General features: G+C 72.8%; 22 protein-coding genes. 10 read left to right on the forward strand and 12 right to left on the reverse strand.

Annotated elements, in window-relative coordinates; all coding sequences use genetic code 11:
- Positions 1 to 276 precede the first annotated feature (276 nt).
- Complete coding sequence (gene yaaA / locus M8J73_RS08875; protein ID WP_249828429.1) at positions 277 to 1,059, forward strand: peroxide stress protein YaaA; 783 nt, start codon at positions 277 to 279, stop codon at positions 1,057 to 1,059.
- Positions 1,060 to 1,145: 86 nt separating this feature from the next.
- A complete protein-coding gene (gene eda, locus M8J73_RS08880; RefSeq protein WP_055539858.1) occupies positions 1,146 to 1,799 on the forward strand; it encodes a bifunctional 4-hydroxy-2-oxoglutarate aldolase/2-dehydro-3-deoxy-phosphogluconate aldolase in 654 nt (217 codons plus the stop codon).
- A gap of 59 nt (positions 1,800 to 1,858) precedes the next feature.
- On the opposite strand, the gene M8J73_RS08885 is transcribed toward eda, so the two are convergent.
- The 3 genes from M8J73_RS08885 to M8J73_RS08895 are packed head-to-tail and all read right to left on the reverse strand — an operon-like array spanning position 1,859 to position 5,081.
- Entirely contained in the window at positions 1,859 to 3,421 is a 1,563-nt protein-coding gene (locus tag M8J73_RS08885; RefSeq protein WP_249828430.1) for a bifunctional RNase H/acid phosphatase, read from the reverse strand.
- Between the two features lie 44 nt (positions 3,422 to 3,465).
- Entirely contained in the window at positions 3,466 to 4,209 is a 744-nt protein-coding gene (locus tag M8J73_RS08890) for a zinc ribbon domain-containing protein (protein WP_055542678.1), read from the reverse strand.
- The gene (locus M8J73_RS08895; RefSeq protein WP_249828431.1) at positions 4,206 to 5,081 is read right to left on the reverse strand and encodes a Nif3-like dinuclear metal center hexameric protein; all 876 of its coding nucleotides are present in this window, start codon (positions 5,079 to 5,081) and stop codon (positions 4,206 to 4,208) included. The genes M8J73_RS08890 and M8J73_RS08895 overlap by 4 nt, the downstream gene beginning before the upstream one ends.
- Positions 5,082 to 5,437: 356 nt before the next feature.
- On the opposite strand from M8J73_RS08895, the gene M8J73_RS08900 reads away from it, so the two are divergent.
- Both M8J73_RS08900 and M8J73_RS08905 read left to right on the forward strand, forming a co-directional pair.
- Complete coding sequence (locus M8J73_RS08900) at positions 5,438 to 6,976, forward strand: hypothetical protein (protein WP_249828432.1); 1,539 nt, start codon at positions 5,438 to 5,440, stop codon at positions 6,974 to 6,976.
- Positions 6,977 to 7,120: 144 nt separating this feature from the next.
- Positions 7,121 to 7,282 (forward strand): hypothetical protein, encoded by a 162-nt coding sequence (locus M8J73_RS08905; protein ID WP_181362161.1) that lies wholly within the window; start codon positions 7,121 to 7,123, stop codon positions 7,280 to 7,282.
- A gap of 230 nt (positions 7,283 to 7,512) precedes the next feature.
- Here the strand turns inward: M8J73_RS08905 and M8J73_RS08910 are convergent, their stop codons facing one another.
- The 5 genes from M8J73_RS08910 to M8J73_RS08930 all read right to left on the reverse strand — a co-directional run bounded on the left by M8J73_RS08910 (position 7,513) and on the right by M8J73_RS08930 (position 12,397).
- The gene (locus M8J73_RS08910) at positions 7,513 to 8,463 is read right to left on the reverse strand and encodes a 3-oxoacyl-ACP reductase (RefSeq protein ID WP_249828433.1); all 951 of its coding nucleotides are present in this window, start codon (positions 8,461 to 8,463) and stop codon (positions 7,513 to 7,515) included.
- A 164-nt stretch (positions 8,464 to 8,627) separates the two neighbouring features.
- Positions 8,628 to 9,704 carry a Zn-dependent alcohol dehydrogenase gene (locus tag M8J73_RS08915; RefSeq protein WP_055543250.1) on the reverse strand — a complete coding sequence of 359 codons (1,077 nt, stop codon included), beginning with the start codon at positions 9,702 to 9,704 and terminating at the stop codon, positions 8,628 to 8,630.
- Between the two features lie 93 nt (positions 9,705 to 9,797).
- Positions 9,798 to 10,658, reverse strand: coding sequence for an enoyl-CoA hydratase ChsH3 (gene chsH3, locus M8J73_RS08920; protein ID WP_055543251.1), 861 nt, complete (start codon positions 10,656 to 10,658; stop codon positions 9,798 to 9,800).
- A 285-nt stretch (positions 10,659 to 10,943) separates the two neighbouring features.
- A complete protein-coding gene (locus M8J73_RS08925; protein ID WP_249828434.1) occupies positions 10,944 to 11,801 on the reverse strand; it encodes a hypothetical protein in 858 nt (285 codons plus the stop codon).
- A gap of 56 nt (positions 11,802 to 11,857) precedes the next feature.
- On the reverse strand, positions 11,858 to 12,397 hold the full coding sequence (locus M8J73_RS08930; RefSeq protein ID WP_055542479.1) for a SigE family RNA polymerase sigma factor: 540 nt from the start codon (positions 12,395 to 12,397) through the stop codon (positions 11,858 to 11,860).
- A 296-nt stretch (positions 12,398 to 12,693) separates the two neighbouring features.
- On the opposite strand from M8J73_RS08930, the gene M8J73_RS08935 reads away from it, so the two are divergent.
- Entirely contained in the window at positions 12,694 to 14,193 is a 1,500-nt protein-coding gene (locus tag M8J73_RS08935; RefSeq protein WP_055542480.1) for an MFS transporter, read from the forward strand.
- Positions 14,194 to 14,366: 173 nt separating this feature from the next.
- Positions 14,367 to 15,017 carry a class I SAM-dependent methyltransferase gene (locus tag M8J73_RS08940; RefSeq protein WP_055542481.1) on the forward strand — a complete coding sequence of 217 codons (651 nt, stop codon included), beginning with the start codon at positions 14,367 to 14,369 and terminating at the stop codon, positions 15,015 to 15,017.
- A gap of 105 nt (positions 15,018 to 15,122) precedes the next feature.
- On the opposite strand, the gene M8J73_RS08945 is transcribed toward M8J73_RS08940, so the two are convergent.
- Positions 15,123 to 17,240, reverse strand: coding sequence for a restriction endonuclease (locus M8J73_RS08945; protein WP_206188040.1), 2,118 nt, complete (start codon positions 17,238 to 17,240; stop codon positions 15,123 to 15,125).
- Between the two features lie 235 nt (positions 17,241 to 17,475).
- Here M8J73_RS08945 and M8J73_RS08950 point away from each other — a divergent pair, with 235 nt between their 5' ends.
- From M8J73_RS08950 to M8J73_RS08965, 4 genes are all read left to right on the forward strand, one after another.
- Positions 17,476 to 18,480: an N-acetylmuramoyl-L-alanine amidase gene (locus tag M8J73_RS08950; RefSeq protein ID WP_055541508.1), complete on the forward strand. Its 1,005-nt coding sequence runs from the start codon at positions 17,476 to 17,478 to the stop codon at positions 18,478 to 18,480.
- A gap of 172 nt (positions 18,481 to 18,652) precedes the next feature.
- A complete protein-coding gene (locus M8J73_RS08955; RefSeq protein WP_249828435.1) occupies positions 18,653 to 19,495 on the forward strand; it encodes a DUF5336 domain-containing protein in 843 nt (280 codons plus the stop codon).
- Between the two features lie 115 nt (positions 19,496 to 19,610).
- Positions 19,611 to 20,621 (forward strand): LLM class F420-dependent oxidoreductase, encoded by a 1,011-nt coding sequence (locus M8J73_RS08960; RefSeq protein ID WP_249828436.1) that lies wholly within the window; start codon positions 19,611 to 19,613, stop codon positions 20,619 to 20,621.
- Positions 20,622 to 20,656: 35 nt separating this feature from the next.
- Positions 20,657 to 20,944, forward strand: coding sequence for a hypothetical protein (locus M8J73_RS08965; RefSeq protein WP_055542949.1), 288 nt, complete (start codon positions 20,657 to 20,659; stop codon positions 20,942 to 20,944).
- Between the two features lie 198 nt (positions 20,945 to 21,142).
- Here M8J73_RS08965 and M8J73_RS08970 read toward each other — a convergent pair whose 3' ends face one another.
- The 3 genes from M8J73_RS08970 to M8J73_RS08980 are packed head-to-tail and all read right to left on the reverse strand — an operon-like array spanning position 21,143 to position 24,518.
- Positions 21,143 to 22,222 carry a prenyltransferase gene (locus tag M8J73_RS08970; protein ID WP_249828437.1) on the reverse strand — a complete coding sequence of 360 codons (1,080 nt, stop codon included), beginning with the start codon at positions 22,220 to 22,222 and terminating at the stop codon, positions 21,143 to 21,145.
- The gene (locus tag M8J73_RS08975) at positions 22,219 to 23,025 is read right to left on the reverse strand and encodes a class I SAM-dependent methyltransferase (RefSeq protein WP_055540351.1); all 807 of its coding nucleotides are present in this window, start codon (positions 23,023 to 23,025) and stop codon (positions 22,219 to 22,221) included. The genes M8J73_RS08970 and M8J73_RS08975 overlap by 4 nt, the downstream gene beginning before the upstream one ends.
- Complete coding sequence (locus tag M8J73_RS08980; RefSeq protein ID WP_055540350.1) at positions 23,019 to 24,518, reverse strand: glycosyltransferase family 4 protein; 1,500 nt, start codon at positions 24,516 to 24,518, stop codon at positions 23,019 to 23,021. Before M8J73_RS08980 ends, M8J73_RS08975 begins: the two co-directional genes overlap by 7 nt.
- Between the last annotated feature and the right edge of the window lie 51 nt (positions 24,519 to 24,569).

Raw genomic sequence — 24,569 nt, forward strand, 5'->3', positions numbered from 1 at the left:
CGGGACGGCATGCCGACGGGAGCGTTGTGCGGGCCGACCGGGTCGCCCGGCCCGGTCCGAATGGTCGGCCTCCGACAGGAGCCCCGTGCGGGCCAACCCGGTCACCCGGCATGGCACGGGTGGTCGACCTACCGACGTAAACCTCGCGCGGGCCGACCGGGTCGGCGCGGGTGGTCGACGTATCGACGGGTGCCGGTGCGGGCCGACCGACCAGGCCGCCGGGCGCCCGGTTCGCACCCCGTACGCTGTCGCGGAGCCCTATCCGAAGGAGTACCCGTGCTCGTCCTGCTGCCCCCGTCCGAAGGAAAGGCCCCCTCAGCGGGCGGCGCTCCGCTGAAGCTGGAGTCCCTTTCCCTCCCGGCGCTCACCGAGGCGCGGGAGGCCGTGCTCGGTGACCTGGTCGAGTTGTGCGCGGGCGACGAGGACAAGGCCCGCGAGGTGCTCGGCCTGAGCGAGGGGCTGCGCGGCGAGGTCGCCAAGAACGCGGAGCTGCGGACGGCGGGGGCCCGCCCGGCCGGCCAGATCTACACCGGCGTCCTCTACGACGCCCTCGACCTGGCCTCCCTCGACACCGCCGCGAAGAAGCGGGCGGCGCGTTCGCTGCTGGTCTTCTCCGGGCTGTGGGGCGCCGTCCGCGTCACGGACCGCATCCCCTCGTACCGCTGCTCGATGGGCGTGAAGCTGCCCGGCGTGGGCGCGCTCGGCACGCACTGGCGTACGCCGATGGCGTCGGCCCTTCCCGAGGCGGCCGGCGACGGGCTCGTCCTCGATCTGCGGTCCTCGGCTTACGCCTCCGCGTGGAAGCCGAAGGGCGAGATCGCCGGGCGCACGGCGACGGTACGGGTGCTGCACGCGCCGACCCGGAAGGTGGTCAGCCACTTCAACAAGGCGACCAAGGGTCGTATCGTCCGCAGCCTGCTGTCGGCCGGCGCCGCGCCCACGGGCCCGGCGCAGCTGGTGGAGGCACTGCGGGACCTCGGGTACGTGGTGGAGGTGGAGCCTCCGGCCGGGGCGGGGAAGGCGTGGACGCTGGACGTGCTGGTGACCGAGGTGCACTGACGGGACGCCGGCGCTTGAGCAAAGAGGGCATTGCGGCATGCGCAACGCCCTTTGCGCACGCTGGAGAGGCCATGCAGCATGAGCCCATGACCTCTCCCTCGCCCGTCGGTTCCGTCTCGACGTCGTCCGTGCTCGACCTCGCTGCCGTCGTCCCGGTCGTCGTTGTCGAGGACGCCTCCGACGCCGTGCCGCTCGCGCGGGCGTTGGTCGCCGGGGGGCTGCCGGCGATCGAGGTGACGTTGCGGACCCCTGCCGGGCTCGACGCGATCCGGGCGATCGCCGGGGCCGTGCCGGACGCGGTGGTCGGGGCGGGCACGGTCCTCACGCCGGAACAGGTGACGGCGGCGGTGCGGGCCGGGGCGCGGTTCCTGGTGAGTCCCGGCTGGACGGACGCCCTGCTGACGGCGATGCAGGCGTCCGGGGTGCCGTTCCTGCCCGGGGTGTCGACCACGTCGGAGGTCGTGGCGCTGCTGGAGCGCGGTGTACGGGAGATGAAGTTCTTCCCGGCGCAGGCGGCCGGGGGTACGGCCTATCTGAAGTCGCTCGCGGGGCCGTTGCCGCAGGCCCGGTTCTGCCCGACCGGAGGGATCGGGCCGGACAACGCGCCCGAGTACCTCGCCCTCCCCAACGTCGGCTGCGTCGGCGGGACCTGGATGCTCCCGGCCGACGCGATCGCCGCACGGGACTGGGGACGGGTCGAGGCGCTGGCGCGTAGCGCGGCGGCCCTGCTCGGAGCGTAGAGCACCTGCGCGGGGCTCACCCGGCCGGCACCGCGACCGATCCCTGCGGCCGTCGCCGCTCAGCGCAGATGTGACGTGTCGTTGAGGAGGCGGAGCGTGGCATTGCCGTCGGCGTAGTAGGCCAGGGCCGTCAGAGAAGCCGCCGACAGTTCCATGCGGAACAGGGACTCGGGGGGCGCTCCGAGGGCCAGGCGGACCAGGGTCTTGATCGGCGTGACATGGCTGACGAGCAGGACCGTACGGCCCCGGTGCGCCTCGGTCAGCCGGTCGCGGGTGGCGGCGACCCGCTGGGCGACGGCCTCGAAGCTCTCCCCGCCGCCGGTGGGCTCCGCGTCCGGTGAGGCGAGCCAGGCGTTCATGTCGTCGGGGTACCGCTCCCGGACCTCGCCGAAGGTGAGCCCCTCCCACGCGCCGAAGTCCGTCTCCCGCAGCCCGTCATCGAGGGTCACGCCCAGCCCGAGGCGGGCCGCGACGATCTCCGCCGTCTCCCGGCAGCGGGCCAGCGGCGACGACACGACCTCCTGGATCGTCCCCCGGGCGGCCAGCGCGGCGGCGACCCGTTCCGCCTGGTAGCGGCCGACGTCGGAGAGGGACGGGTCGGAACCGCCGCTCCCCGAGAACCGCTTCTGGGGCGTCAGGGCCGTCTCCCCGTGCCGGAGCAGCACGAAGGTCGCGGGGGTTCCGAGATCGGGGGCCGTCGAGGCGACGTTCCTCGCGGCACGGATGTCGGCGGCGGCCTTCCGGCCCGCCGAGGCATCGGACACCGCCCCACCCGGGGGCTCAGCCGCCCCGCCCGCAGAGACATCGGCGACAGCCCCGGCAGAAGCAGCAGCGGCAGCAGAGGCCCCGACGGCGGCACCGGCCGGGGGCTCGACGGCGGCACCCGCAGGGGTCTCGGCGGCGGCACCCGCAGGGGTCTCGGCGGCGGCACCGGTGGAGGGCTCGACGGCGCGACGGAAGGGCTCGACGGCGCGACGGGAGGGCTCGGCGGCTGTCGTCCTCGGTCCCGTTCCGCCCTCGTCACCCTGGTCGTTCCCGGCCCCTCCCCGCGCGCCCGCCAGCGCGGCTCTGGCCCTCGCCGCGCCCGCGGCCGCGTCGCCGGGCGGACCCGACGGCTCGGGCACGGCGGCGGACGCGGCAGCCCCCGCCCCCTGCCGGGTCGCGCGGGTGTCGAGGTCCGCCGTGGACATGGACGGCGACCACTGCTCGCCCCGCTTGCCCGCGTCCATCGCCTCGTTGGCGAGCCGGTCGGCGTGCTTGTTCTGGTCGCGCGGGATCCACTCGTACGTGACATGGCCGGGGGCGTAGACCCGCTGGGCCTCGGCGGCCAGCGGCTTCATGTCGGGGTGCTTGATCTTCCAGCGGCCCGACATCTGCTCCACGACGAGCTTGGAGTCCATCCGGACGCGGACGGTGGCCGCCGGGTCCAGCGCGTACGCCGCCTTCAGACCCGCGATGAGGCCCCGGTACTCGGCGACGTTGTTCGTGGCGACCCCGATGTACTCGGCGGCCTCCACCAGCGGCTCCCCCGTCGCCCCGTCGAGGACGACCGAACCGTAGCCCGCGGGCCCCGGGTTGCCCCGGGACCCCCCGTCGGCCTCGACGATGAACTCCCGTACCACATCAACCTCTTGGTCAGTCGACTACGGCCGCTCCCAGCCCCCGGCTACAGACCCGACTCCGAGGTGCGCACCAGGATGCGGCGGCAGTTCTCGCAGCGGACGACCGTGTCGGGCGCGGCCTTGCGGATCTCGCTCAGCTCGGTGATCGCCAGCTCCTGGCGGCAGCCCTGGCAGGTGCGCTGGTACAGCTTGGCCGCGCCGATGCCGCCCTGCTGCTCGCGGAGCTTGTCGTAGAGCTTGAGGAGGTCGGCGGGGACGGACGCGGCGATGACCTCGCGCTCCTTGGTCACCGAGGCGGCCTCGCCGTCGAGCTCCTCGAAGGCCGCGTCCCGGCGGGCGGTCGCGTCGTCGATCCTGCCCTGGACGGCGCCGACCCGCTCGGTCAGCTCGGCGACCCGCTCCTGCGCGGACTCCCGGCGCTCCATGACCTCCAGGACGATGTCCTCCAGGTCGCCCTGCCGCTTGGCGAGGGAGGCGATCTCGCGCTGGAGGTTCTCCAGGTCCTTCGGGGAGCTGACCGCGCCCGAGTCCAGGCGCTGCTGGTCGCGGGTGGCGCGCTGGCGCACCTGGTCCACGTCCTGTTCGGCCTTGGTCTGCTCGCGGGCGGTGTCGCTCTCCTCGGTCTGCGCGGCGACGAGGAGGTCGCGCAGCTGGGTGAGGTCCTTCGTCAACGACTCGATCTCGGCGTGCTCGGGCAGCGACCTCCGCTTGTGCGCGAGCTGCTGGAGGCGTACGTCGAGTGCTTGGACGTCGAGGAGTCGGATCTGGTCGGCGGGCGCGGCGTTCAGTTGGGGGCTCCCAGGTTGTCGGTGGCGGTGGTGGACGCCGCGTGGGCGGTCCAGGGGTCGGTGACCGTCTTCGAGACGTGGACGCGCAGGCCCCATCCCTTGCGGTCGGAGATCTCGTCGAGCTGGGCGGCGGCCAGCTCGCACCAGGGCCATTCGGTGGCCCAGTGCGCCGCGTCGAGCAGCGCGAGGGAGGTGGCGGCGGCCTCCGTCGTACGGGCGACCGCCTCGGAGGCGGGGTGATGGCGCAGGTCCGCGGTGAGGAACGCGTCGACACCGGCCGCGCGTACGTCGTCGAAGAGGCTGTCGCCGGAGCCGCCGCTGACGGCGACCGTGCGGACCAGCGCCTCAGGGTCGCCGGCGACGCGGATGCCCTGCGCGGTGGCGGGCAGCCGCTCGGCGGCCCGCGCGGCCAGCTCCCGCACGGTCAGCGGGTGGTCCAGCTCGCAGACCCGGCCGAGACCGCGCCGCCCGGCGGGGTCGGAGGGGTCCGGCACGAGGGGCCGTACGACCCGCAGGTCCAGCGCCCCGGCGAGGGCGTCGCTGACTCCGGGGTCGGCGGTGTCCGCGTTGGTGTGGGCGACGTGCAGCGCGATGTCGTTCTTGATGAGGGTGTGCACGACGTGGCCCTTGAACGTGGAGGCCGCCACCGTCGTCGTCCCGCGCAGATACAGCGGATGGTGCGTGACCAGCAGGTCCGCCCCCAGCTTCACCGCCTCCTCGACGATCTCCCGCACGGGGTCGACCGCGAGGAGGACCCGGGTGACCTCCTGGTCGGGGTCGCCGCAGACCGTGCCGACCGCGTCCCACCCCTCGGCCCTCTCGGGCGGCCAGAGGGCGTCGAGCTCGGCGATGACTTCAGACAGACGGGGCACGCACAAAGGCTACCTGCACCACTGCCGTCCCCGACCGGCCACGGGTCACTTGACCAGCCGCCCCGACATCCGCCCACCACGACCCACTGCCCCCGCCCACCGCGCCCGACGGCTCCCGCCCGCCGCACTCACCGCTCCCCGCCCGCCTCCCCGCCCGCCTCGCCTGTCGCTCCCCGCGCCGATCGCCGCCCTCTCCCCGGGCCTCCGTCCGCGTCCCTCGACACGTCCGGCAGCACACATCTCGCCGTTCCCTCAGGCGAATCGCGGGATGAGCACCCTTATGTGTGAAGGGGAAGCCCGGTTGTCCCACGTCTGTGCGCGCGAAAACTAGCTTCATGGTCGGAGGTGATCGAACGATGACGGCCTGTGCATCCCCATCCCCCACGACGGGCCACGGGAACGAGGCGGGACAGGGGCACGACGACAGCGAGGAAGGCTCCCCCGGCGACGGGAAGCAGAAACGGTACGCGTCACCGCCCGGCTGCGTGATCACCGTGGACGGGAGCTACGGGGCACGCCTCGCCCTCGCCGGCGACGACTCCTGGTTCCCCGAGCGCTGGACCCTCGACGGCCCCGAGCCGTACGCCGTACCGCTGCCCGCCAGCCAGCCCGAGGAGCCCGGCACCGAGGTCCTCCCCCTGACCGACGGCCGTGTCCTCATCCACCGGCTGGCGGCCGAACGGCATCTGTTCTCGCTCCTCTACCCGACCGGACCCGGCACCGGTGAACTGCTCCTCGGCGCCGTCGAGTGCGGGGACCCCACGACCGAGCTGCGGCTGCTGCCGCCCAGCCCGTGCGGGGAGTGGGCCTACGCCCTCGCCGTGGGCCGGAGCTCCACGGCGGTGTGGCTGGTGGCGGGCGGGGCGTTCGGGCCGGAGCCGGTGGCGGAGGTCCCGGGGCGGTGCTCGGGCGGGGTCTGGCTGGACGGGGCGGGCCGGCTGCTCGCCCTGGACCGGGAGGCGGACGGCCGGACCAAGACGGTCGTGGTGGACCTGGAGGGGGGCGAGGTCTCACCCCTCCTCCAGATCGCGGAGGACAGCAACGACCGGCTGCTGCTGGCCGACCCCGACAGCGGGCTGCTGCTGATCAGTTCGGACGCGCCCTCGCCCGGCCACGACCGGCTCGGCTGGGGCGTGCTGGGCAGCACCCTGCCGGTCCGCTTCCCCGAGTGCCTGCGCGTCCCCGACGACCATCGCATGACCCCCTTCGCCATCCAGCCGGGCCAGATCCTGACCCCGGAGAGCTGCGCGGTCGCGCTCCGCGTGGACGGCGCCCGGGGCAGCTGGGTCGGCCTGTGGCGCCCGGCCTCCCGGCAGGTCCACCATCTGCCCGCCCCCGAGGGATGGTTGACGGGAGCCGGACTGTGGACCAGGGACGGAGTGCTGCAACTGCCCTACGCCACGGGGATGGTGCGGTGCGGGGTGGCACGGGTCGGAGTGCCTTGGGCGGACGAGCCGGACGCCTGCGAACCGCCGTACGAGGGACCGGCGCACGAGGATGCGTTGGGGGTGGTGCCGGCGTGCGAGGGGGCGCCGCCGGATGAGCGCGGTGCGCCGAGCGCGCCCGGAACGCCGGGTACGCCGAGCGCGCCCGGAACGCCTGAGACGCCGGGACCGCCCAGCGCACCAGGCGGGTTGGACGCGCCCAGCGCATCAGGGGTGGGCGGCGCCTTTGGGGAGCCAGGAGCGCCGGGTGAATCCGTAGGGGCGGTGGCACTGATGGGGGTGACGGGCACCGCGGAACTCCCGCCCGAGACCGAGACCGAGACCGAGACCGAACCCGAGCCCGAACCCGCGAGTGTGGCGGCGGGCGGGCTCGCCGTCGCGGCCCGGCCGGTGCCGTTGCAACAGGCGCCGCTGGAAGGGCGGGTGAACGAGGAGGTGACCGTTGGGTGAGGTGCTCATGCCCGGGCCTGTGCGAGTTTCGGCCAACGCGTCACGGGGGAGGCCGACACGCCCTTGGGCGCCTTCGGATCGTGCACCAAGGGCCGTTAAACTCACCCGCCTGTAAGAAGATCATGCCGACGGGGAACACTTTCCATGAGCGACGCGCACACCACTCAGCCGCCCACTGCCGACCCCCACGAGGCGGAAGGCCATGGCAGGCACCGGGGCCAGATCTCGGCCCACGACGCCGAGACGACGCCTCGCGGGCGTCACCGCAAGCCGGTCGAGCAGGCGGAGACGACGACGGCCGCCTAACACAGCGGCACGAGTCATTTTCCGGCACCTCTCCGGTGCGCCTGCGGTACATCTACGGTCGGTCCGCACCTTCGATCTGAAGAAACGTCAATCCGACGCCGGACCGCACACCACCGCACCACCCGGCCCCGCCCCGTCACCGAGGGGGCGGGGCTGTTGCGTGGGGCGGCGCGCACGGCGGGGCAAGGTGGGACGGCCCGGCCGGACGGGGGGCGATGCGGCGCGGTCGGTCAGTCGGACCCGTCGCGCTTGCGGAGCCCCAGGACCTCCGTCGCCGCGAAGGTCTCCCCCTGAGGGCGGTCGGCGTAGTACGGGGTGAGGAGGCCGTCCAGTTCGTCGTACGTGAACGCGTCCTGCTTGGTGTCGAACTGCGCCTGTACCCGCGGCCGTTCGACGATCGCGACCATGCCGCCGTGGACGACGAGGACCTGTCCGTTGATGTGTCCGGCGGCGGGTGAGGCCAAGTAGCCGACGAGTGGGGCGACATGTTCCGGGGCGAGCGGGTCGGGTCCCTGCTCGGGGCGGGCGAGGCCGGCGAACACGTCCTCCGTCATCCGGGTCCGCGCCCGGGGGCAGATCACGTTCGCCGTGACGCCGTACCGGGCGAGCGCCTGCGCCGAGGACGTGGTCAGACCGACGATCCCGCCCTTGGCCGCCGCGTAGTTGGGCTGTCCTGCCGAGCCGGCGAGGAACGCCTCCGACGAGGTGTTCACGATCCGCCCGTACACCGGCGCACCGGCCGTCTTCGACCTCTCCCGCCAGTGCGCGGACGCGAAGCGGATCGTGTTGAAGTGGCCCTTGAGGTGGACCCGGATCACCGAGTCCCACTCGTCCTCGGACATCGAGAAGACCATCCGGTCGCGCAGGATGCCCGCGTTGTTGACCAGGATGTCCAGCTTCCCGAACGCGCCGATCGCCGACTCGACCAGTTCGCGCGCCTGGCGGTGGTCGGAGACGTCACCGGTGTGGACGAGGGCGCGGCCGCCCGTGGCCCCTATCTCCGCCGCGACCTCCTCTGCGGGTCCGCTGGACGCGCCGCCGCTGCCGTCCCGGCCCGGCTGCCCGTAGTCGTTGACGACGACGGCCGCGCCGAGCCGGGCCAGCTCCAGCGCCTCGGCCCGGCCGAGACCCCGGCCCGCGCCGGTGACGATCGCCGACAGTCCCTCCAGTGGCAATGACATGGGCATCCTTGAAGTCGTCGGAGATCGTCGGAGTTCGTCGGGCACGGCGGAACCGGCACGGGCGGCAGGGTCAGGGTCCCCCGAGCGTCCCTGGGCCACCCAGGCTGCCCGGGCCACCCGCGGGCTGCCCGGGCCACCCAGGCTGCCCGGAGCGCCCGGTGGCGTCAGATCTCTATGCAGGTGCGCAGCGCGGCCCCCGTGCGCATCTGGTCCAGTGCCTCGTTGATGTCGGCGAGTGGCACCCGGTGGGTGATGAGGCCCTCCAGGTCGATGCGGCCGGCCCGCCACAGGGCGATGGCCCGCTCGTAGGAGCGCAGGACGTCGCCGCCGCCGTACATGGACGGCAGGATGCGCTTCTCGTCGAAGAACAGCTCGAACATGCTGAGCTGGAGGAAGTCGTCCATGGCGCCCGCGCCGACGACGACGAGGGTGCCGCCGCGCCGGGTGTTCTCGTACGCGGTGCGGGCGGTGGCCGAGCGGCCGACGACCTCGAAGACATAGTCGAAGCCCTCGCCGCCGGTGACGGACTGCTTGGCTTCGGCCAGTTCCTCCGGGGAGACGGCTTTGGTTGCGCCGAACTTCAGGGCGGCCTCGCGGCGCGCGGCCACCGGGTCGACGGCGACGATCTCGGCGGCGCCCTTGAGCCGGGCGCCCTGGATCGCCGAGATGCCGACACCGCCGCAGCCGATGACGGCGACCGACGCACCGGCCTCCACGTCGGCGGTGTTGAGGGCCGCGCCGAGCCCGGTGGTGACACCGCAGCCGATGAGGGCGGCGACGTCGAACGGCACGTCGTCGGGGATCGGTACGGCGCACCCGGCGTCGACGACGACCTCCTCGGCGAACGTGCCGGTGCCCGCGAAGCCGAAGACGTCACCGGAGGGCCGCTTGAAGTTGGGAGTTCCGGCGTTGAGGAACCCGGCGAGGCACAGCTGGGTCTGGCCGCGCTTGCAGGCGGGACAGCTGCCGCAGGCCGGCAGCCAGCAGACGACGACCCGGTCGCCGGGCTTCAGGCCGCTCACGCCCTCCCCGACCTCGAGGATCTCGCCGGCGCCCTCGTGTCCGGGGACGAACGGGCCCGGCTGCGGCAGCACACCGGCCATCGCGGACAGGTCCGAGTGGCACAGCCCCGTGGCCCGCACCCGGATCTTCACCTTGCCCGGCCCGAAGCCCGCGGCCTCGACATCGTCGAGCACCTCCAGCTTGTCCTGGCCGATCTCGTGCAGTACGGCTGCGCGCATGGTGCGGCTCCCCTCAGGAGTACCTGCCGGCAGTAACCCGTCAGGAGTACGGAACCTGTCCGGCGTACTTGGCCTACGGTTGTGCTGAGCTGCTCATTCGTGCTCGACGAGGGTGTCCGCCAGCACCGGTGCGTCGTCCCGGTCGACGGCGCTGACCGCCACCCGCACCGCGTGGTCGTCCGGCCGCCACATCCGGATGCGGAGGGTCTCCCCCGGGAAGACGACTCCCGCGAAGCGGGTGCCGTAGGAGCGGACCCGGGCGACCTCCCCGTCGAGCACCGTGTCGACGACGGCCTTGAGGGTGATCCCGTAGGTGCACAGCCCGTGCAGGATCGGCCGGTCGAATCCGGCGCGGGCGGCGAACTCCGGGTCGGCGTGCAGCGGGTTCCAGTCGCCGGAGAGGCGGTACAGCAGCGCCTGGTCCTCGCGTACGACGCGCTCGACCTCCTTGTCGGGGGCGGTGGAGGGTGGTTCCTGGCGGGCGGACGGGCCGCGCTCGCCTCCCCAGCCGCCCTCACCGCGGACGAAGATCTGGGCCTCGTTCGTCCACAGGGGGCCGTCGGTGTCGGCGACGTCGGTGCGCATGACGAGCACGGCGGCCTTGCCCTTGTCGTAGACTGCCGCGACCCGCGAGGTCGCGGTCGCCCGGCCCTCGACGGGGATGGGCCGGTGCAGGGCGACACGCTGGCCGCCGTGCAGGACCTTGGCGAGGTCGACGTCCACACCCGGGGCGTTCAGGCCGCCGATGACGTCCGGTGAGCCGGCGCCCGCGACGGTGGCGAAGCTCGGCAGGACATGCAGCCGGGACTCCAGGGTGTAGCGCAGCTCATCGGGGTCGGTCGCGGGGGTGCCGGCGCCGATGCCGAGGTGGTAGAGCAGGACGTCCTTGCGGGTCCAGGCGATCTCGGCGGAACGGGGCTCGGCCGCGAGGGCCTTGGCTGCGTCGATGGGCATGGGGCTCCTGTTCTCGGAAGAACCTCGGAACCTCGGCACGACCGTCCGCACCAGCGGCCGCGCCGAGGTCGTCACAGGGGTCCGGAACCCGCCCTTCTAGAACGCGTTCCAGTCCGGCGACCCTCTGTATAGCCGAGGCACGTGCACTTGTGAAGACTCCTGACACTGTGTCAGATGTGGACCCGGAGCCGCCGCAGGTGCGGGACCCTGCCCCGGGTGCCCACCCCCGCAGGCCACCCGGCAACCATCGCCCGGCCCACCCCTCGGCCCGGCCCCGTCACCCCCTCACCGCACGACCTTCACCGACTCGTACTCCGCGCCCTTCGGTGCGAGGGCCACGAACCAGCTCACCGGGGAGCCCTTGGCATCGACGATGCGGGGGTTGCGGAGGTCCTCGTACAAGGGCAGGTCGGACTCGCGGTTGGCGTCGACGGACGTGCCGTCGGACCAGGTGACGCGGACCTGTTGGGCGGTCGGGGCGACCTCACCGATGACCAGGCGCTTGGGGGCGCCGTCCGCGTCCTGGCCGCCGGTGGGCAGGGCCATCGCGAACGCCTGGTGGTCCGCGCCGGCCGCGGTCCACTCCTCGCCGTCGAGCACCTTGCCGGTCTGCCCCGGAGCCACGGACAGATGCACGAAGTGCCAGGCGTGGCCCACGAGCTCGGCGGGGCCGTCCACGTCCGTCGGCTTGTCGCCGCGCAGCGCCATGGCGGCGAGCTGCTTCTCCGCCTCCTTCTCGGTCCTCGGCGCGTCCCAGAAGTCGACCGTGACCTTCCAGTCGCGGCCCTGGTCGCGCCCCGAGGCCAGTTGGGTGCGCTGCGGCTGGTAGAGGTGGCGCTGCTCGGGCTCGGCCGGTGACGTGGCCGCCGGGGGCACCGCGACCCGGCCCCCGTCCGCCGCGCCGGCCAGGGCCAGCGCCCCGGTGGAGCCCGCGAGCACCACCGTCACCGCCGCCGCGACGGCCCAGCGGCGGGCCTTGCGGCGCCGGCCGCCCCGGATCACCGCCTGGTAGGGAGCTGTGCCGATCTCCACGTCGTCGGCCGCGTCCGCCAGCAGCAGGGCGATGTCCCTCTCCAGCGCCGTGCTGCCCGTGAGGCCGCCGAGCGTGTCGTCGCCGCCATGGGTGCCATCGCCCCGAGTCATGTGCCGCTCCGCCTTCCCGTGCCCGCCGTCGATGCCATGTGTGTCGTCCGCGTCCCTCACTTCCGCCCTCCCTGTGTCACCGTCTCGGCCAGTCCCGGTATGGCGCGGAGCTTCGCGAGCCCCTTCGCCGCGTTGCTCTTGACCGAGCCGACGGAGCAGCCCATCGCCTCCGCCGCCTGGCTCTCGCTCAGGTCCTCCCAGTACCGCAGGACCACGGCCTCCCGCTGCCGGGGCGGCAGCTGGGAGAGCGCCGTGAGGAGCGCGCCGCGGTCGTCGGCCTGGGCGATGCGGTCGCCGGTGTCCGGCACCTCGGGCACCAGGTCCGAGTCGGTCCTCGGCGCCAGGAACTCCTTGAGGCGTCTGCGGTGCCTGCGCGCATGGGCGTTGATCATGACGCGCCGTACATAGGTGTCCGGGTCGTCCGTCGAAGCGACTCGGCGCCAGGCCGCGTAGACCTGCTCCAGCGTCGTCTGCACCAGGTCCTCCGCCGCGTGCTGCTCCCCCGTGAGGAGAAATGCCGTGCGCATCAGCCGTGGCCAGCGGCCGACGAGGAAGCTCTGGAACTCCTCGTCCCGAGCCTGTTTCCGATCCCCCATGAGCACCTCCTAGATGTCTTTAACAGTCCACGAGGGCCCGGATCCGTTGCCTCGTCCGGCGGAGAACTTCAGACGGCCTCGCCGCGCCCGCGCAGCAGCCCGCGCGGCGGCCCGTGCGGCAGCCCGCCCAGCGAAGCCCAGGAGCCTGACCGACGACCTGACGGACGACCTGACGGACGATCACATTCCCATGGACTGGTCAAGAATTCATTAGCCACTCGAACCATCGGAATAGTTGCCCTGGTCGACGAGGTTCAGCTGTCACGCACCCACGTCCGGCCAGGAGGCCTCCCTCAATGACGCACCCGCCCACACCCGTCGCCCACGAGCCCGCCACGAGAACGAACGGCGGGATCGTCCCCGTGCTGGCCTTCGCGGGCATCGTGGTCGCGGTGATGCAGACCCTGCTGGTCCCGGTGATCAAGGATCTCCCCCAACTCCTTGACACCACGCCCAGCAACGCCACCTGGGTCCTGACCTCCACGCTCCTCTCGGGCGCCGTGGCCACCCCGATCATGGGCCGTCTCGGCGACCTCTACGGCAAGCGCCGGATGCTGCTCGCCAGCCTGGCGGTGATGGTGGTGGGCGCGCTGATCAGCGGCTTCACCAGCGCCCTGATCCCGATGATCGTGGGCCGCACCCTCCAGGGCTTCGCGATGGGCGCGATCCCGCTGGGCATCGGCCTGATGCGGGACGAGCTGCCCCGCGAGCGCCTCGGCTCCGCGATGGCCCTGATGAGCTCGTCCATCGGCGTCGGCGGCGGACTCGCCCTGCCGCTGGCCGCGGCCGTCGCCCAGAACACCGACTGGCACGTCCTCTTCTTCGGCGCGGCCGGCCTCGGCGTCCTCTCCATCGTCCTCACCCTCGTCGCCGTGCCCGAGACGAAGACGCGGGCACAGGGCTCCTTCGACCTCCTCGGCGCGCTCGGCCTCTCCCTCGGCCTGGTCCTCTTCCTCCTGCCGATCACCAAGGGCAGCGACTGGGGCTGGACCTCCGTGACCACGCTCGGCCTGTTCGCCGCGTCGGCCCTGGTGCTGCTCCTGTGGGGCGTCCTGGAGCTGCGCATCCCCGCGCCCCTGGTGGACCTGCGCACGACCGCCCGCCGCGAGGTGCTCCTCACCAACCTCGCCTCGATCATGGTCGGCGTCTCCTTCTACGTCGTCTCCCTCGTCCTTCCGCAGCTCCTCCAGCTGCCCACCGCCACCGGTTACGGCCTCGGCCAGTCGATGGTCGTCGCGGGCCTGTGCGTGGCGCCGCTCGGCCTGACGATGATGTTCACCGCGCCCGTCTACGCCCGGCTGTCCGCCAAGTACGGCCCCAAGAGCACCCTCATCCTCGGTCTGCTGATCATCGCGGTCGGCTACGGCGCGGGCCTCGGGCTGATGAGCGCCGCCTGGCAGACGGTGGTGGTGTCGGTGGTCCTCGGCACGGGCATCGGCCTCGCCTACTCCTCGCTGCCCGCGCTGATCGTCGGCGCCGTCGACCCGTCCGAGACGGGCGCCGCCAACGGCCTCAACACCCTGATGCGTTCCATCGGCACGTCCGTGTCGAGCGCCGTCATCGGCATGGTGCTCGCCAACACCGCGCACCACGTCGGCGGGGTCGCGATTCCCACCATGCACGGCTTCCGGGTCTCGTTCCTGATCGCCACCGCCGCGGTCGCCGTCGGCATCCTCCTCGCCGTGTTCCTCCCCGGCCGCCGTCCCGCGAACGGCCCGACCCTCCTGGCGAGCAGCGCGGACGACAACGCGGACGACAAGGCGACCGCCGAACGCCCGGTCGAGCGGGTGTCCTGACGCAGCCGAGCCGCCGGGTGTCCTGACGCAGCCGACGGGCCGCATGGCAGCATGTGGGGCACCCCCCGGTTTCGTACGGCCCTTAAACGCCTGTACGACACCCGCACCCGCACCCGCGAGGCACCCGCACGCACAGCGGACCCGCACCCGCCCACGCCACCACGGAGGACCCCATGCCCGCGGCCCCCAAGCCGGAGATCCTCGCCGCGTTCGAGTCGGCCAAGGGGTTCATGCCCGTGGGCGAGGGGCTGGCCCTGTACGCGGCGGCCGTGGAGGCGGGGCGCCTGGGGCTCCCGCTGCTGGAGGTCGGCACGTACTGCGGCCGCTCGACGATCCTCCTCGCGGACGCGGCGCGCGAGGCGGGCGTCACGGCGATCACGGTCGATCACCACCGGGGCAGTGAGGAGCAGCAGCCGGGCTGGGAGTACCACGACCCGGAGACCGTCGACCCCGAGATCGGGCTGATGGACACGCTGCCCACGTTCCGCCGCACCCTGCACCGGGCGGGTCTGGAGGAGCACGTCATCGCCCTCGTGGGCCGCTCACCGCAGGTGGCGAAGGTCTGGAACTCCACCCTCGGCCTGGTCTTCGTCGACGGCGGCCACACCGACGAGCACGCCACCGCCGACTACGAGGGCTGGGCCCCGCATGTCGCCGAGGGCGGCCTGCTCGTCATCCACGACGTGTTCCCCGACCCGGTCGACGAGTTCACCGGCCAGGCCCCGTACCGCGTCTATCTGCGGGCCCTCGCCTCCGGCGCCTTCACGGAGGTCTCGGCGACGGACTCACTGCGGGTGCTGCGGCGCACGGGCGCCGGCGTCTGACCCGGATCACCACTGGCACCGGACCGGAACAGGCACCGGCACCGGCACCGCCACCGGTGGTGCCACCGGCACCGGTGGTGGCACCACCGGTGGTGGCACCCAGCCCTACGCCACCTCTATCCCGTAGTCCTGGACCAGTTCCTCCAGCCCCCCGCGGTAGCCCTTGCCGCCGAGGACGAAGTCCCAGTCGCCGTTGGCGCGGCGGCGGAAGGAGCCGAGGACCAGGGCGGTCTCGCCGGGGCGGCCGTCGGAGACGTCGAGGCGCCCCTGTTCGGTGCGCGACGGGTCCAGGAGCCGGATGCAGGCGTCGGTGAAACCCGACAGGTCGGCCTCGGGGTTGACGGCGGGGTCGATCGCCGCCACGAGGACGAGCCGGTCGGCCTCCGCGGGCAGCGCGTCGAAGGAGACCCGGATCGCGGCCTTGTCCGGTGCCGCCGGGGGGAGCGCGCGAACCGTGCCGTCGGGGGTGCGCAGGTTGTTGTAGAAGACGAAGTGGTCGTCGCTGAGCACCCGGTTGCCGTGGCAGACGAGCGCGCACACGTCCAGGGCGACGGTGCCGCTCCAGCCCATGCCCAGCACGCTGAAGTCGTCGGCGTCGCCCGGCGGGGTGTCCGGGGTCGTGGCCAGTGCCTGGCGGGGGTCGGGCGCCGTCCGCTGGGCGGGGACGGCGCGCCCGCCGCCCGTGCCCAGACGGCCGCGCAGCCCGTGCCGGTGGAGCAGGTCGACGAGTTCGCTGCCGGAGACGAGTTCGAGCGGCTTGCCGTTGGCGAAGGTGTGCGAGCCGGGGCCGAACTTGGACGTCGTCACCAGGACGCCCTTGTTGGCGCCCGCGTGCTGGACGGTGCCGTAGAGGTCCCGGACGGCCGTCGGCGGGACGGTGTTGCGGTACCGCTTGACCTGCACGACGATCTTGCCGCCGCGGATCGGCGCCGGGTCGAGGGCGTCGACGTCCACCCCGCCGTCGTTGGAGCGCTGGGTGGTGACCGCCTGCATGCCCATGGCCTGGAAGAGTTCGGCGACCAGCGCCTCGAAGGCGACGGGGTCCATCTCCAGCAGATCGGGCTCCTCGTCGCCGCCGTGGGTGACGACACCGTTGCCGACGTCGGCGGGCCGGCGGCCGGGCCGTACGGTGGTGCGCTGGTCCGGCTTGGCGGACAGCTGGCCGCGCAGCCCGTCGAGCAGGCAGTCGACGGCGCTGACCTGCTCCAGGTTCAGGCCGGTGAACACCGCACGCGGGGCCATGACGCTCGCGAGGACGATCTGCGCGCGCCGGCCGGTCGCCGGGTCGTGGTCGTCGACGAACCCGTTCAGCGTGACCGCCTCCAGGGCGCCGAACTCGTCGGCGGCGAAGAGGTCGTGCAGCACGAGCAGGACGCACTGGGCGAGGACGTCCCGGTAGAGGGCGCGCCGCTGGGTGACGGGCCGGGCCGTCTCCTTGTCCTGGTCGACGCCGGCCTGGTAGCGCACGGACTTCGCCTCGGGGACGACGTCGAAGCGGGGCAGTTCCCAGTCGAGGACGAGTTCGCGGGCGGCCGCGTCGTAGGCGGCGGAGACCTGGCGGGGGAAGCCCTCGGGCCAGGCGGCGGAGGCGTAGAGCGCCGCGGAGAAGTACTCGACGGCGGCCTCCGGGTCGCTGCCGGAGCGCAGGGCCGTCGTCATCTCGGCGACGCCCGCGTTGTGCCGGCGGATGTCGGCCAGTTGCCCGTCGGCCCACTGCTGGTACTGCCGCTGGTACTGGGCGAGTTGCCGCTGCCGCTGGGCCTCCGCGGCCTGCGCCGCGTGCCAGTCCTGCTCGAAGCGGGCCCGCGCCTCGGCCTGCGCCTGCGCCCTCCGGCCGGCGGTCCAGCCGCCCTGGGCCTGGTACTGGCCGGGGTCCGGCATGGGCACCGGCTGGGCGAGCGCGCCGGGCGCGAAGGGCTCCAGCCGCTCGGAGCGGGTGAGGGAGGCGGCGCGGAACGCCGGGGCCCGGCAGCCGGCGGCGAGCAACCCTTGGAGGGCGGCGACCTGCGCGTCCAGTTCCTCGGTACGCCGCCGGGCCTCCGCCTCACGCTGCTGCCGGTACGCCTGCTGCTGCTCGCGGTGGCTGCGGGCCACCTCCCGTTGGTACGCGCGCTGCTGGCGCTCGTACTCCCGTTGCTGCCTGGCGCGCGCCTCCAGCTGACGCTGCTGCTGGCGCTGTGCCTCGGCCCAGACCCCGACCAACCCGTTGGAGCGACGACTCATCCCTTGCAGGCCCTCCCCCCAGGGCCCCTGCCACCGCCCGGCCGAGCCCTGCCCCACGACAAGCAGTAATTGGCCGACTCTACCGTGCGACCGGGCATCCGCCCATCCGCTGGTCACACCCTGTTTCGGGGCCGCGCCCCCGCACGGGGGAAAGGGGAGCGGCGGGAGGGGGTGAAGCGTGACGGTACGGCGTCGTGAGGCCGCCGGCGCCGGCCCGCCCCGTATGGTGGCAGGCGTGTCGTACGTAGGACCGGACTTCGAGCCGCCCCAGCCCCGCCGTTCGCCTTTGCGCCGCCCGCTGACCGTGGCCGTCGCCGCCGTCGTGGTGGGGTCGGTGGCCGGTTGGGGGGTGTGGCAGGCCGTCGGCGACCCCGGCGGCGGGGACGACGGGTCGCACCGGGCGGCCGCGCGCAACCAGCCGAGAACCGCTCCCCCGGCGTCGTCGACGCCCTCCGCCGAGCCGACCGCCTCCGAGGACGGCGAGGGCAAGGACGGGAAGGACGGGAAGAAGGGGGACGACGGCAAGAAGGCGAGCCCGACGGCCTCCTCCGGGGCCGCCGCCGACGGGCCCCTGAAGGGCAAGGTCGTCGTCATCGACCCCGGTCACAACTCCGGGAACTTCCGGCACACCGCCGAGATCAACCGCAAGGTGAACATCGGCACCGGGATGAAGGAGTGCGACACCACGGGGACGTCGACCAACGACGGCTACACGGAGGCCGAGTTCACGCTGGACGTGTCACGCCGGGTCCGGGCGCTCCTCGAACAGCAGGGCGCCACCGTGAAGTTCACGCAGGACGGCAACCGGGAGTGGGGCCCCTGCATCGACGAGCGGGCCCGCATCGGCAACGCGGCTCAGGCCGACGCGGTGGTGTCGATCCACGCGGACGGCTCGGCGGCCGGCAACCGGGGCTTCCACGTCATCCTTCCGGGCGCGGTGCACGAGGGCGCCGCCGACACCCGGCCCATCGTCGGTCCCTCCCGCGATCTCGGGGAGCGCATCGCGGGCAAGTTCGTCCGCGAGACGGGCAGCGCTCCCTCCAACTATGTGGGCGGAGGTACCGGTCTCGTCACACGTCAGGACCTGGGCGGTCTCAATCTGTCAACGGTTCCCAAGGTGTTCATCGAGTGCGGCAATATGCGCGATAGCAAGGACGCGGCACTGTTGACCACCGGCACATGGCGGCAGAAGGCCGCGCAGGGGATCTCTGAGGGAATCGTGAGTTTCCTGCGCGGGTAGGGGGAGGGTCGTGATCATCGTGGCAATCCCGACGTACACCTACGTCGGGTGGACGATATGGTCATCCCTACGATGAGGGGCCACCCCCGCGCTTCCCACCAGAGCCTGACGGCGCCATGGTGAACAGCGACGCCTCCACACCGATGACGAGACGACTGACGAAGGACCTGAAGTGAATATCCGCTCCCTCACCAGAGGCGACGGCGTCGTGATCGGAGCAGCGGTATTGCTGTTCATCGCGTCGTTCCTCGACAACTACTCCCTCGACGGTGTTCCCGACAGCTTCGAGATGCCGAATCTCTGGGAGAGCGGGCCGGTGCTGCTCAGCGTCGTGCTGGCAGGCATTTTCGGCGCCGTGTTCATCGTCATCGCCCGGGGCCTGCCGCAGGCGCCGAAGATCGCCGGGATCGACCTCGGCCACTTCGGCATCGCCTTCACCGTCTTCGCCGCGTGGAGCGCGTTGGGCAACATCTTCGACCCCACCGGCGGTGGTGACAACTTCGGCAGCGGCTCGAGCGGCAACAGCACCGACGCCGGCGCCGGCCTCATCCTCGCCCTCATCGCGACCCTGATCATGGCCGCCGCGGCCGTCGCCACCCCCCTCGTCCCCGCGCTGAAGGCCGCCCTCGTCGGCGCCCCGCGCCCGGCGGCCCCGCAGCCCTACGGCGCCCAGCCCCCCGGTGGTTACGGCTACCCGGGTGCCGGTGCCCAGGCGCCGTTCGGTGCGAGCCAGCCCCAGCCGGGGCAGCCGGGCGCGCCGTTCGGTGGTCAGCCGCAGCCGCAGCAGGCGCAGGCCGCTCCGCAGCCGCCCGCAGGTGACTTCTCTCCGTTCTGGTTCGCCGTGCCCGTGGCGCGTCCCCTGTTCGCCGAGGACGGCTCGCAGTCGACGATCGCCGAACTGGCCCCCGGTACCTGGTACCTGGCGGTCGAGCAGCGCGGCGCCAACCTGGTCGCCCAGACCCAGGACGGCCGCCGCGGTGTCCTCCAGGACACCACCGGCATCCAGCGCGGCTGAGCGCGACGCCGCACCCTCGCCGTACGACCGGCCCCTCGCTCTTCCGAGCGGGGGGCCGTTGTCGTACAGTCGCCCTCCTGGTCACCGGAACTGACGGGGCGTCAGGAGGCGGCGTATGCGGCTCGGTCTGGCACTGGGGTACTGGGGGCGTGGTCCTTCGGCGGATCATGTGCCGCTCGTTCAGGAGGCGGAGCGGCTCGGGTACGACTCGGTGTGGACGGCCGAGTCGTGGGGGTCGGACGCGTTCACGCCGCTCACCTGGATCGCGGCGCGCACGTCGCGGATCAAGCTCGGTACAGCGGTGGCGCAGATGGCGGCGCGGTCGCCGACGACCACCGCCATGCACGCGCTCACCCTCGACCATCTCTCCGGCGGGCGGATGCTTCTGGGGCTCGGGTTGTCCGGTCCGCAGGTCGTGGAGGGCTGGTACGGGCGGCCGTTCCCGAGGTCGCCGCTGACCGCGACGCGGGAGTACGTCGATGTCGTACGCCAAGTGCTCCGGCGGGAGGCCCCGGTCGAGCTCGACGGGCGTTTCCACGCGGTGCCGTACCGCGGTCCGGACGGCAGCGGTGTGGGCAAGCCGCTGAAGTCCATCACGCATCCTCTCCGGTCCGATCTGCCCGTCCTGCTGGGCGCCGAAGGGCCGAAGAACATCGCGCAGACCACGCGGATCGCGGACGGCTGGCTGCCGTTGTACTGGTCGCCGACGCGGACGGACGTCTACGAGGCGTCGTTGACCGATCTGCGCGAGGGGTTTCTCATCGCCCCCATGGCGCGGGCGCAGCTCTGCGACGACGTCGCCGAGGGCCTGTTGCCCGTGAAGATCATGCTCGGCTTCTACATCGGCGGGATGGGGCACGCGAAGCGCAACTTCCACGCCGACCTCATGGCGCGCATGGGGTACGAGGAAGAGGCGCGGCGGATACAGGCGTTGTTCCTCGACGGCCGTCGCGAGGAGGCCGTGCTCGCGGTGCCGGACGCGTTCGCCGACGAGATCTCGCTGGTGGGGCCGAGGGAGCGGATCGCCGAGCGGCTGGAGGTGTGGCGGAAGGGGCCGGTGACGGATCTGCTCGTCGTGTCACCGGACCTGCCGACGCTGCGGGTGCTGGCCGAGCTGAACTCATAGGGTTTCAGCCACGAATCAGCGGCAACCCGTCAAGCATGTCTCGATATAGCGGCTCCAACCAGGCGGGCCGGGTCATCGCGATCGTCGCGGACGTGATGGCCTTCATTCTGGCCCTGTGGATCCTGATGTATCTGCTCGGTGCGAACGGCGCGAACGACTTCGTGCAGTTCGTCCATGACGCGGCCCGCTGGCTGGCCGGCTGGTCCCACGACCTGTTCACCTTCGACGAACAGTGGGCGCGGGTCGTCGCCGGGTACGGGCTCGCCGCCGTGGTCTACCTGTTCGTGGGCCACGCGATCGCGAACCGCATGCACCGACACTGAGCGCTTCGCGGAACGGCGAGGGCGGGTTGCGGCCGCTGGGTGACTGCGGGTGGGTCGTGGTTGCTCGCGCAGTTCCCCGCGCCCCTGAACACCCCCGGGCCCGGCCCGTGCTTTTAGGGGCGCGGGGAACTGCGCGAGCAGCCCCCACTCACCCGCGGCCGCCTCACGACCTCAAGCTCCCCACCCGGAGGCCGGACCTCAGCAGCAGTCAGACTCTTCGACGTCGTCCAGGCCCCGCGGCAGTCGCTCCCCGCCGAACACCGCGCACGTCGCCTCGTCGCCTCCGAGCGCGGCCACCGCCAGCAGCAGGGATCCGGCCGTCCACGAGGTCAGTTCCTCGGGCCAGACGGCCCCGTCCTCGAAGACGAAGCCCGTCCAGTACAGACCGGTCGCGGGGTCGCGCAGATGCTGGATGGATTGGAGGATCTCCAGGGCCCGGTCGGACTCTCCCATGACCCAGAGCGCGAGGGCGAGTTCGGCGGACTCGCCGCCCGTCACCCACGGGTTGGGGACGACGCAGCGGACACCGAAGCCGGGGACGACGAAGCGGTCCCAGCCCTCCTCGATACGGGACTTGGCCTCCGCGCCCGTCAACGCGCCGCCCAGGACCGGGTAGTACCAGTCCATCGAGTAGCGGTCCTTGTCGAGGAACCGCTCGGGGTGCCGGCGTATCGCGTGCCGCAGCGCGCCCACGGCCAACTCCCAGTCCGGCTGGGGTTCCTCCCGCTGCTCGGCGATGGCCAGCGCGCAGCGCAGCGCGTGGTGGATGGACGAGGAGCCGGTCAGCAGGGCGTCGGTCACGGGCGTGCCGTCGTCCTCGCGCTTCCAGCCGATCTGCCCGCCGGGCTGCTGGAGCCGCAGCACGCACTCGATCGCCGCGTGCACGGCGGGCCACATGCGGTCGAGGAACGTGTCGTCGCCGGTGGCCAGGTAGTGGTGCCAGACGCCGACGGCTATGTACGCGACGAAGTTGGTCTCCCGGCCGCGGTCGGTGACGTCGGCGGCGTCGCCGTCGGCGTACGCGGCGTACCAGGAGCCGTCCTCGTTCTGGTGCCGGAGCAGCCAGGTGTAGGCGCGCTCGGCGGCGTCGTGCTCTCCGGCCGCGTCGAGGGCCATGGCGGCCTCGACGTGGTCCCAGGGGTCCAGGTGGTGTCCGCGGAACCAGGGGATCGCGCCGTCCTCCCGCTGCACCGCGAGGATCCCTCGGACGGTGGCGGCGGCCTGCTCGGCGGTCAGTACCCCGGGCAGGACCAGGTGTTCTGTCCGGGGCGTCGTCACTTGGCGGCCACCCCGGCCTCGGCACCGGTCTCGGAAGCGGGCCCGGCTGCCGTCGCGCCCCCGTCGGCGTCGCCGTCGGCGATCCGCGGCAGGTGCGGCTTCGTCGCGTACACCACGAAGCTCTTGCCGATCAGCGGGTTGAGCGCCTGCTCGGCGACCCGGGTGGCCAGGGGCTTCTTCATGATGTCCCAGACCAGCAGCTTGTGGTATGCGCGGACCGGGAGCGCCTTGTCGTTGTCGACGCCGAACGCGCACTTCAGCCACCAGTACGGCGAGTGCAGGGCGTGCGCGTGGTGGGTGCCGTAAGGCTTGAGGCCGGCCTCGCGGACCTTGGCGAGGAGTTCGTCCGCCTTGTAGATGCGGATGTGGCCGCCCTCGACCTCGTGGTACGCGTCGGACAGCGTCCAGCAGACCTTCTCGGGGCCGTAGCGCGGGACGGTGATCGCGATGCGGCCGCCGGGCCTGAGCACGCGGACCATCTCGGCGAGTACGCCCTTGTCGTCCGGGATGTGCTCCATGACCTCGGAGATGATCACGACGTCGAAGGACTCGTCGGGGAAGGGCAGGGCGAGGGCGTCGCCCTCCATGGCCGTGGCGGTCGCGCCCTCGGGGGCCTCGCCGGCCTCCTTCATCGCCGCGAACCACTTGGCGACCTCGCGGATCTCGTCGCCGTTCTGGTCCAGGGCGACGACCTGGGCGCCTCGCCGGTAGCACTCGAAGGCGTGCCGGCCCGCTCCACAGCCGAGATCCAGGACGCGGTCCCCCGGGGCGAGCGGGAACCGGGAGAAGTCGACGGTCAGCACGTGGCCCTGCTTTCGCGGTCGGCGCTTTCGCGGTTTGCTTCAACTGCTTCTTCGACGGCCTCGTGGGCGTCGACGACTCGGTCGGCGGTGTGGTCGGTGGTGTGCTCGGCGGTGCGGTCCGCCGTCGGGACGGCACGCGGGGCGGTGCTCACGGCGGCCCCCGCCGGGCGCCCCTCGGCGCGGGCGATCGCCTCGCGGTAGTGGGCGACCGTGCCCTCGGCGGCCTTGGCCCAGGTGAACCGGCGCAGCACCCGCTCGCGGCCCGCGTGGCCGAGCCGAGCTCTCAGGTCGGGGTCGCCGAGCAGCCGGTTCAGCGCGGCGGCCAGGGCGCCCGCGTCGCCCGTGGGCACCGCGAGGCAGGTCTCGCCGTCGGGTCCGGCGACCTCCGGGATGGCGCCGCCGGTGGTGGCGACCAGTGGCGTGCCGGTGGCCATGGCCTCGGCGGCGGGCAGCGAGAACCCCTCGTACAGGGAGGGCACGCAGGCGACCTCGGCGGAGCGCACCAGGTCGACCAGCTCGGCGTCGGAGATGCCCTTCACGAAGTCGACGGCGCCGTCGAGGCCGTAGCGCTCCATGGCCTGGGCGACGGGGCCCTCGGTGGGCCGCTTGCCGACGACGACCAGATGGGCGGCGGGGTGCTCGGTGCGGACCTTCGCCAGCGCCTCGACGAGGAAGACGAGGCCCTTCAGCGGCACGTCGGCGCTGGAGGTGGTGACGATCCGGCCGGGTATCCGCGCGACGGACGGATCGGGCGAGAAGAGGTCGGTGTCGGCGCCGATGTGGACGACGTGGATACGGTCGCCGCGTACGCCGAGGTGGTCGACGATCTCCTGGCGGGAGGTGCCGGAGACGGTGAGCACGCTCGGCAGCCGGCGCGCGACGCGCTTCTGCATACGGGTGAACGCGTACCAGCGGCGTACGGACATACGGCGCTGCCAGCCCTCGGCGGCGTCCAGCTCCAGCTGCCGGTCGACGGTGATGGGGTGGTGGATGGTGGTGACGAGGGGCGCGCCCACCTCGCCCAGCAGGCCGTAGCCGAGGGTCTGGTTGTCGTGGACGACGTCGAACTCGCCGCGCCGGGCGCGCAGATGGCGGCGGGCGCGGAGGGAGAACGTCAGGGGCTCGGGGAAGCCGCCGGTCCACATCGTCGCCACTTCGAGCGCGTCGATCCAGTCGCGGTACTCGTCGCGCTTCGGGGTGCGGAAGGGGTCGGGCTGCCGGTAGAGGTCGAGGCTGGGCAGCTCGGTGAGGGAGAGCCCGCCCGGCCCGGCGCCGGGAACGGCGTCCTCGTCCAGGACGGGATAGGGCTGGGAGCCGATGACCTCGACCCGGTGGCCGAGGCGGGCGAGTTCGCGCGAGAGGTGCCGTACGTACACGCCCTGGCCCCCGCAGAACGGGTTCCCTTTATAGGTGAGGAGCGCGATGTTGAGCGGTCGGCCGCCGTCGGCGGCGGGGCCGACGTGATGCCCCGCCTCACTGGCCTCAGCGGTCACTCTCGGGCCCCCTTCTGCCTGTGTTGTCCGGTGAGATTACGTCGGGACGGT

Origin of the sequence: Streptomyces neyagawaensis, from assembly GCF_023516595.1 — a bacterium.
GTDB lineage: Bacteria > Actinomycetota > Actinomycetes > Streptomycetales > Streptomycetaceae > Streptomyces > Streptomyces neyagawaensis.